Source organism: Kitasatospora sp. NPDC093558 (assembly GCF_040683475.1).
Lineage (GTDB): Bacteria > Actinomycetota > Actinomycetes > Streptomycetales > Streptomycetaceae > Kitasatospora.
Genome location: NZ_JBFBDY010000613.1, coordinates 1 through 3,700, shown reverse-complemented (window position 1 = coordinate 3,700; position 3,700 = coordinate 1). Strand labels below are relative to the sequence as shown.

Genomic DNA, 3,700 nt, shown 5'->3' with positions numbered 1-3,700 from the left:
CTCGTCCTTCGCCGCCGTCTCCGAGCGGCCCCAGGCCGCCACGGCCCCCGCCCAGTTGACGGCCGGCGTGCAGCGCGCAGCCCTGCCCGCGGCGCACGCCGCGCCCGCCCTCGCGCCCGCCGCCGAGCAGCACCCCACCTACACCGTGCGCGACAGCCGTCCCGCCGACAGCCTGTGGTCGATCGCCGAGCGTCAACTGGGCTCGGGCGAGCGGTGGGTGGAGATCGCGAGGATCAACGACGGGCGGACGATGGACGGTTCGGGCGTCCGTTTCGACGCCGACCGGCCGATCCAGCCCGGCTGGGAGCTCCTCATGCCCGCCGACGCGAAGCCGGACGACGCCAAGTCGCCCACCCCGGCGCCCGCTTCCGCTCCCGCTTCTGCTCCCGCGCCGACGCAGCAGGCGCAGCCGGCGTCGGAGGCTGCGCGGACCCCTCAGGCGGGGACGGAAGGTTCGGCCGCCCAGGCAGACGGTGGGCACGGGACGGTGACCGTCAAGGAAGGGGACAGCCTGTCCGCCATCGCCCAGCGGGAGTTGGGGGACGGCGACGCCTGGCCGAAGATCTTCGACGCCAACAAGGGCGCCCAGGCCCCGGACGGCGAACGCCTGACGGACCCGGATCAGCTGGTCCCCGGCATGGTGCTCACCGTTCCCGGTGCGGCGGCTGCCCCGGCGCCTGCTCCTGCTCCTACTCCCGCGCCTGCCCCGGAGCCTGCTCCCGCCCCGGCGCCCGAGCCTGCGCCCGCGCCGTCCGCCACTCAGGCTCCTGCGCCCACCCCGGCCCCGCCGACCCAGGCCCCGGCCACACCGGCGCCTGCGCACACCCCGGGCAGCACCCCCGCACCCGCGCCCGCCGCCCACGCCGACCCGGCGCCCAGCGACGACTACACCGTCGCCCTCGCCGCCTCCACCGTCGGCGTCCTGCTGGCCGCCATCATGATCGGCACCGTCGCCCACAAGCGCGGCGGCCAGTTGCGCGCCCGCCGTCCCCGGCACCGCATCACGATGCCCGAGGCCGAGGCTGCCTCCTTCGAGAACGAGCTCAAGGCCCGTCAGGACGACGCCGGCCTCGACCTGCTCGACCGCGCCCTGCGCACGATGGCCCGCAACACCGTCCGCGGAGGCAAGCGCCTGCCCGCGATCATCGCGGCCCGGATCACCCCCGGCCACACCGTCGAACTCCACCTCTCGGGCCCGGCCGCGCCCATCGCGCCCTTCCGCGCCGCGCACGCCCCCAACGTGTGGTGGTGCAGCCCTGACGCCGGCGACCTCCTCAACGCCTCCCAGGCCCGCAAGACCGCCGCGCCCTACCCGGCGCTGGTCACCCTCGGCACCGCGCCCGACGGCTCGGTCGTCCTCGCCGACCTGGAGACCGTCCGCCTTCTCCACCTGTCCGGGCACCCCGACGACGCCCGTGACGTCCTGCGCACCCTGGCCATCGAGCTCGCCCACAGCCCGCTCGCCGACCGGCTCCACCTCCACCTCGTGGACCTCGCCGAGGAGGTGCCGATCAGCGGACCGGCCGCCGAACGCGTCCACCGCCACCCCACCCTCGAAGCCGCGCTCGCCGCCCTCGGCCCGCGCACCGCCAAGGCCCGCGCCACCCTCGTCGCCGCGGAGGCCACCAGCCCGCGCGAGGCGCGCAGCCGTGGCCAGGCCGACGAGTCCTGGATCCCGGAGATCGTGCTCTGCGCCCAGCAGCCGGGTGGCGGCATCCCCGCCGAACTCGGCCGCCTGCTCGACGCCCGGCCGCGCACCTGCGTCGCCGTCGTCACCCGCGCCCCCGAGCGCGGCACCGGCCCGGTCGCCCGCTGGACCCTCCCCACCACCGGCCAGGCCACCATCCCCGGCCTGCACCTGACCGTCGAGCTCCAGCGGCTCACCGGCGCGCAGTACGACCAGGTCACCGAACTGCTCCGGGCCGCCGACGACACCACCCAGCACCCGGCGCCGGCCTGGACCCTGGATGGCCCCGGGAACGACGACCCCGACGGCTTCGACGACTTCGACGGGGCCTCCGGCGGGGACTCTGTCACGACCGAACTGCCCTCCGCCGTCCCGGTGCTGGCCACGGTCGGCGGCCCGGCCGAGGAGGCCGCCGCGGACGGGTCCGCGGCTGCGGCCGACGGCGCGGGCGGGGGTACGGGCGCGGGGGCCGGGGCGCGGGCGCTCACCCGGGTCATCGGGACGGGCGCGAGCCCGTTCGCGAGCACCGACCCGGCGGCGCCGACGACGGGCACCGGGCGGCACGCCGACAACGGGCTCGGGCGCAAGGCGGTGACGGCGCAGGTGCCGCCGGTCCTGCCGGTCGGGCCGGTTTCCCCGGTCGGCCCGGTCGGCCCGGTCGTTCCCGCCGGGCCTACGGCGGAGCAGGGCGCCGGACAGGGTGCGGGCGAGGACGCGACCCGGGACCTCGGAGTGCCGGGGCCGGCGGCCGTCGTGCTGCCGGTTCAGCCGCTCCAGCCGCTCCAGTCGGCCGCACCGGTCGTACCGGCCGCGCCGGAACCCGTGGTTCCGCAGCCCGCCGCCGAACCCACCGCTGTGCCGCCCGCCGAGCCCGCGCCCACGCACGACCCGGCGCCGGCCCCCACCGGCGCGGCCCCGCGGGTCCCGGCCCGTCCGGAGCCCGAGCCCGGCCCTGCGGCGACCGCTCCGGTCCCCACCTCGGCCGTCACGACCACCGTCACGACCGCCGGCCGTACCGACAGCGACGACCTCCTCGCGATCCTCCGCTCCCCGGAGGCGCACAGCACCCGCAACGCGCCCCGGATCCGCCTGCTCGGCCCGGTCGACGTGGCCGGCGCCCTCGGCACCGTCGAGCCCGGCAACCTGACCCGGCTCACCGAACTCGCCGCCTACCTCGCGCTGCGCCCCGGCGCCGACCACACCGCCCTCGACCACGACCTCCACCCCGGCGCGGCCCACCTCGACCCGCACCCCACGACCGCAGAGGCGAGGAGCCCGCTCCTCGCCAAGATCGCCGGCCTCGCCGCGTGGCTCGGCGCCACCCCCGACGGCCGTGCCTTCCTGCCCGCCGACACACCCGACGGCTACTCCTTCGCCCCGGCCGTCACCTGCGACTGGGACGAGTTCCGCAGCCTCTACCGGCGCGGCATGCGCAGCACCAGCGCCACGGCGGACGCGGCCCTCGCGCACGCGCTCGCCCTGGTCCGGGGCGCCCCGTTCGCCGAGGCGCCGCCCGCGTCGTACGGGTGGGCGGAGGCCGAGCGCCAGGACATGATCGCCGCCATCGTCGACACCGCCCACGAACTGGCCGCCCGCCGCCTCCAGTACGGCGACCACCGCAGCGCCGAGGCCGCCGTCTTCCGCGGCCTCGCCGTCGCCCCGGACGTCGAACTGCTGCACCGCGACCTCTTCTACGCCTACGCCTCCGCCGGCGCCCGGGACCAGCTCCTGCGCGCCGTCAACCGCCTCGACGCCCTGAGCCGCCGCACCGGCCGCGACCTGGACGCCGACACGGTCGCCCTCCTTCGCGACCTCCTGGCGGGCTCATGACCGCATGCCGACGGGGGCGATCGGCGCCCTGCGGGGCGGGCGGGTAGCAGCGGTGAGGTTGTCCTGCGGTTCGGGGCGGCGGTGCCGGCCGGTCCACGGCCGGCGTCCGCAGAGCCGGTCCCGGATCTAGGCCTGCCAGACGGCCGCCACGGCCTCCGCGCACGCGGTGGCCTGGGGGCGGGC

1 protein-coding gene is annotated in these 3,700 nt (G+C 77.8%); it reads left to right on the top strand.

Going from position 1 to position 3,700, the window contains the following annotated elements:
- A partial coding sequence (locus AB0O00_RS32450) for a LysM peptidoglycan-binding domain-containing protein (RefSeq protein WP_363657897.1) occupies positions 1 to 3,517 on the top strand: 3,517 nt, incomplete at its 5' end.
- Between the last annotated feature and the right edge of the window lie 183 nt (positions 3,518 to 3,700).